Raw genomic sequence first — 5,268 nt, forward strand, 5'->3', positions numbered from 1 at the left:
CCGTACAGCTCGATGCTCGACATGAGGCGATCGTGCGAGATCGAGCCGCTGGCGAACTTCAGCTGGAAGCGGGAGTTGCCCAGCGCCCGCACGGTCGCGGCGATCTTGCGGGCCACCGTCTCGGGCGAGCCGATGTACATCGCGCCCTCGGGCCCGACGTCGTGCTGGAAGCGCATCCGGTTGTACTCGGGCCAGCCGCGCTCACGGCCGATGGTGTTGTTGAGTTCGGCCACGCCCTCGAAAGCCTCGTCCCAGGCCTGCTGGTCCGTCTCGGCCACGTGGCCGGGCGAGTGCACCGAGATCGGCATCTGCGGCTTTCCGAGCTCGTCGAGCGAGCGGCGGTAGAGGTCGGCGAACGGGCGGAACCTCGCCGAGGATCCCCCGATGATCGCGAGCACCAGACCGTAGCCGTAGCGCGCCGCGCGCACCACGGACTCGGGAGAGCCGCCGACCCCGACCCATGCCTTCAGGCCGTTCTCGGTCTTGGGGTACACATCGGCGTCCTGCAGGCCGGCGCGGGTGCGTCCCGACCACGTCACGGGCTTCTCGTCGAGAAGCATCGAGAACAGCTCGAGCTTCTCCTCGAAGAGCTGCTCGTAGTCGCGCAGGTCGTAGCCGAACAGCGGGAACGACTCGATGAACGACCCTCGACCGAGGATCACCTCGGCGCGGCCGTTCGAGACGGCATCCAGGGTCGCGAACCGCTCGTACACGCGCACCGGGTCGTCGGACGAGAGCACCGTGACGGCGGTGCCGAGGTGGATGTTCGACGTCCGCGCGGCGGCGGCGGCCAGCACGATCTCGGGGCTCGTGACGGCGAAGTCCTTGCGGTGGTGCTCCCCCACGCCGAAGAACGACAGACCGACCTGGTCGGCGAGCACGGCCTGATCCACGACGTTGCGGATGGTCTGCGCGTCGGACTGCAGGCTGCCGTCGGGGCCGCGAGAGATGTCTCCGAAGGTGTCGAGTCCGAGCTCGACGGGGCGATCGTTCATGGCGTCTCCTTGCATTCGGATGAATGAACTTTATGCCCCCCGCTGCTATTCCCGTGAATCGGGGCGTCCCCTTTCGGGAACGCCCCGATCCGGATCAGACGGATGCCAGAGCCTGGCGCAGCGTGTCGAGCCCGACGCCGCCGATGTCGAGCGCCTTCGTGTGGAACGTCTTCATCGAGAAGGCCGCCCCCTCGCGCTCGCGGGCCTCGTCGCGCACCTGCTCCCAGATGCGCTGGCCGACCTTGTACGAAGGCGCCTGGCCCGGCCATCCGAGGTAGCGGTTGACCTCGAATTTCACGAACTCCTCGGGCATGTTGACGTTGCGCAGCATGAAGGCCAGGGCGTAGTCGTGGTCCCAGACACCCTCGCCGTCGAGCCGCGGCTTGCCCAGGTGCACGCCGATGTCGAGCACCACGCGGGCGGCGCGCATCCGCTGCCCGTCGAGCATGCCCAGGCGGTCGGCGGGGTCGTCGAGGTACCCGAGCTGTTCCATGAGGCGCTCGGCGTACAGTGCCCAGCCCTCGGCGTGACCGCTGGTCCCGGCGAGGAGACGCCGCCACGAGTTCAGTTCGCCGCGGTTGTAGACCGCCTGCGCGATCTGCAGGTGGTGGCCCGGAACGCCCTCGTGGTAGACGGTGGTGAGCTCGCGCCACGTGTCGAAGCTGTCGACGCCCTCGGGCACCGACCACCACATGCGTCCCGGGCGCGAGAAGTCATCGGTGGGACCGGTGTAGTAGATGCCGCCCTCTTTCGTGGGGGCGATCATGCACTCGAGGCGCCGGATCGGCTCGGCGATGTCGAAGTGGGTGCGGCCCAGCTCCTCCACCGCGCGGTCGCTCGTCCGCTGCATCCACTCCTGGAGGGCCGCGGTGCCGTGGAGCTTGCGCGACTCGTCCTTCTCGAGGAACGCCACGGCCTCTTCGACGCTCGCGCCGGGGAGGATCTCGTTCGCGATCGACTCCTGCTCGGCGACCATGCGGGCGAGCTCCTCGACGCCCCACTCGTAGGTCTCGTCGAGGTCGATCGTCGCGCCGAGGAACTGGCGCGAGTGGAGCGCGTACAGTTCGCGACCCACGCCGTCGGTCTCGCCCGCGACCGGGGCGAGCTCGGTCGACAGGAAGGATGCGAGGGCGTCGTACGCGACCCGTGCGGCACCGGAGTTCTGCGCGAGATCGCGCGCGAGCGACGCGGGCAGCTGGCCCTCGTCCGGGGCGGCGTCGCCGACGAACTCCGCGAAGAAGCCGGTGTCGGCCGTGTAGCGCCCGATCTGCGTCGCCACCTCGACGACCTGGCGTCGGGCGGGCACCACACCGCGGGCCATGCCCTCGCGCAGCGTCGCGATGTAGCCGTCGATCGCGCCCGGCAGCGCCTTCAGTCGCGTGGCGATCGTCGACCAGTCGTCCACCGTCGCGGTGGGCATGAGGTCGAACGCCTGGCGCAGGTCCTGCGCGGGCGAGGCGATCACGTTGACGTCGCGCAGGTGGGTCTGGGCGGTGTGGAGCTCGAGATGCAGGTCGAGCTCGCGCCCCAGGTCCATCTTCGTGACCTCGTCGATCGCGTCGACGGGAGTGGCGTTGTCGAGGGCGGCCTTCGTGGCCCGCGCCTGGTCGGCGAGCTCGTTCGCGCCCTCGGGGCTGTAGTCGCCGAAGCGGTCGTTGAACTCGGTGCGTCCGATGTAGGTGGCGAGCGTGGGGACGCGCTCGGCCAGGGTGTCCACCCACGCATCGGCGATCGTGTCGATCGGCGTGGGGGTGCGTTGTGCATCAGTCATGCATCGAGCCTAGGGAAGGCACGGGACCCTGGCCACCCGGGGGCCGCGACCGCGGTCGCGGTTCCCGCCGTCAGTGCCCTGCTTCGTCCCAGTCGCCGCCGCGGCCGATCTGCACGTCGAGCGGCACCGTGAGGTCGGCCGCGTCGGCCATGCGCGCGCGCACGATCGACTCCACGGCATCCCACTCCCCCGTCGCGACCTCGACGACGAGCTCGTCGTGGATCTGCAGCAGCACGCGCGAACGCAGGCCCGCGGATGCCAGTTCGTCGCGGATGCGGAACAGCGCGATCTTCATGATGTCGGCGGCGCTGCCCTGGATCGGCGCGTTGAGCGCGGCGCGCTCGGCGTTCTCGCGCAGCACTCGGTTCATGCTGGTGAGGTCGGGGAAGGGACGCCGCCGGCCGCAGATCGTCTCGGTGTAGCCGTCCTGCCGGGCCTGCTCGACGGAGCCGCGCAGATAGTCGCGCACCGCCCCGAACCGGGCGAAGTACTCGAGCATGAGCTGCTTGGCCTCGGACTGCTCGATGCGTAGCTGCTTGGACAGTCCGAAAGCAGACAGGCCGTAGACGAGGCCGTACGACATCGCCTTGACCTTCGTGCGCATCGCGGGGGTGACCTCGGAGGGCTCGACACCGAAGACGCGCGAACCGACGAACCGGTGCAGGTCTTCTCCGGAGTTGAACGCCTCGATGAGGCCGGGGTCGCCGGACAGGTGCGCCATGATGCGCATCTCGATCTGCGAGTAGTCGGCGGTCAGCAGGGTCTCGTAGCCCTCGCCCACCTCGAACGCGGCGCGGATGCGACGGCTCTCTTCGGTGCGGATCGGGATGTTCTGCAGGTTCGGGTCGGTGCTCGACAGGCGCCCGGTCTGGCTGCCGGTCTGCACGTATGTGGTGTGGATGCGGCCGTCCGGGCCGATCGCCGCGTCCAACGCGTCGATGATCTGCTTGAGCTTCGTGGCCTCGCGGTGGCGCAGCAGCAGGTCGAGGAACGGGTGGTGCGCGTTCTCTTGCAGGTCGGCGAGGGCGGCGGCATCCGTGGTGTACCCGCTCTTGGTCTTGCGGGTCTTCGGCAGCTGGAGCTCGTCGAACAGCACCTCTTGCAGTTGCTTGGGCGAACCGAGGTTCACCTCGTGCCCGATCGAGGCGTAGGCCTGCTGCGCCAGCTGCTCGGCACGTTCGGCGAGCTCGCCCGAGAACGCGGACAGCTTCTCGTGCGAGACGGCCACGCCCGCGAGCTCCATGCCGGCGAGGGCGCCGAGCGTGGGCAGCTCGATGTCGTCGAGGACGCCGGCGACCGATTCGGGCAGCTCGGCGCGCTGTGCCTCGGACACCCGGAGCACGTACCAGGACAGCTGGCCCGGGGTCGCCCCGTCGGTCTCGGGAACGAGTTGCGTCGGATCGGCCTCGGGCAGCTTTTCGTCGAGGTAGCGGTCGACGAGGTCGGCGAGCGTCTTGTCGGGGAAGCTCGGACGCACGAGCCATCCGGCGACGATCACGTCGTCGGCGATTCCCCCGACCACGACGCCCTCGCGGGCGAGCGCCTTGATCTGGGGCTTGGCAGCGGCGAACGCCTTCGGCGCATCGGATGCCAGCCATCCGGCGAGGGCGTCCCGGACCGCGTCGGTCCACTCCGCCTCGGCCGCGGAGTCGGCCGTGGCCAGGCCGATGCGCGTCGGGGTCGACCCGACGAGGGCGAGAGTCACCCCCACGGTGCCCGTGGCCGCGGCGGCCCACGCGGCGATCCCCTCGGCGTCGAGGGGCGCAGCGGTCGGGGCCGCGGCGGTGGGGCGGGCCTCTTCGACGGCGCCCGAGGGGTCGGCGCCGAAGGCATCGAAGACGCGCGGCAGCAGGGTGCGGAATTCGAGGCGCGCGAAGATGTCGCGCACGGCCTGGGTGTCGATGGGCTGCAGCGCCAGATCGGCCGGGCGCACGGGCAGCTCGACATCGCGGAGCAGGCGGTTCAGGGTGCGGTTACGCTTGACGTCGTCGAGGTGCTCGCGCAGGTTGTTGCCGACGACCCCCGTGACCTTGTCGGCGTTGTCGAGCAGCGCCTCGAGCGAGCCCCACTGGGTCAGCCACTTCACGGCGGTCTTCTCGCCGACCTTGGGCACGCCGGGCAGGTTGTCGCTCGTCTCGCCGACCAGGGCCGCGATCTCGGGGTACTGCGCCGGCGGCAGACCGTACTTCTCGATGACGGCGTCGGTGTCGTAGCGCTTCAGCTGCGAGACGCCCTGCACGTTGGGGTAGAGCAGCGTGACGTCATCGGAGACGAGCTGGATCGTGTCGCGGTCGCCCGAGCACACCAGCACCGAGAAACCCTCGTCGGCGCCCTCGGTGGCGAGCGTCGCGAGGATGTCGTCGGCCTCGAAGTCCTCTTTCGTCAGCACCTCGACGTTCATGGCGCGCAGGCAGTTCTGCAGCAGCGGGATCTGTCCCTTGAACTCGGCCGGGGACTCGCTGCGATTGGCCTTGTACTCGGTGTACTCGCGCGTGCGGAACG

3 protein-coding genes are annotated in these 5,268 nt (G+C 69.7%); all 3 read right to left on the minus strand.

The features are described from left to right. Nucleotides 1-995 (minus strand): LLM class flavin-dependent oxidoreductase (locus LQV45_RS17055; RefSeq protein WP_230008048.1); only part of this gene is annotated, 995 nt, incomplete at its 3' end. Nucleotides 996-1,089: 94 nt separating this feature from the next. Continuing rightward, a complete protein-coding gene (locus LQV45_RS17060; protein WP_230008049.1) occupies nt 1,090-2,766 on the minus strand; it encodes a DUF885 domain-containing protein in 1,677 nt (558 codons plus the stop codon). Nucleotides 2,767-2,836: 70 nt separating this feature from the next. Further along, nucleotides 2,837-5,268 (minus strand): DNA polymerase I (polA, locus tag LQV45_RS17065; protein WP_230008050.1); only part of this gene is annotated, 2,432 nt, incomplete at its 5' end.

The organism is Microbacterium sp. Bi128 (assembly GCF_918698205.1).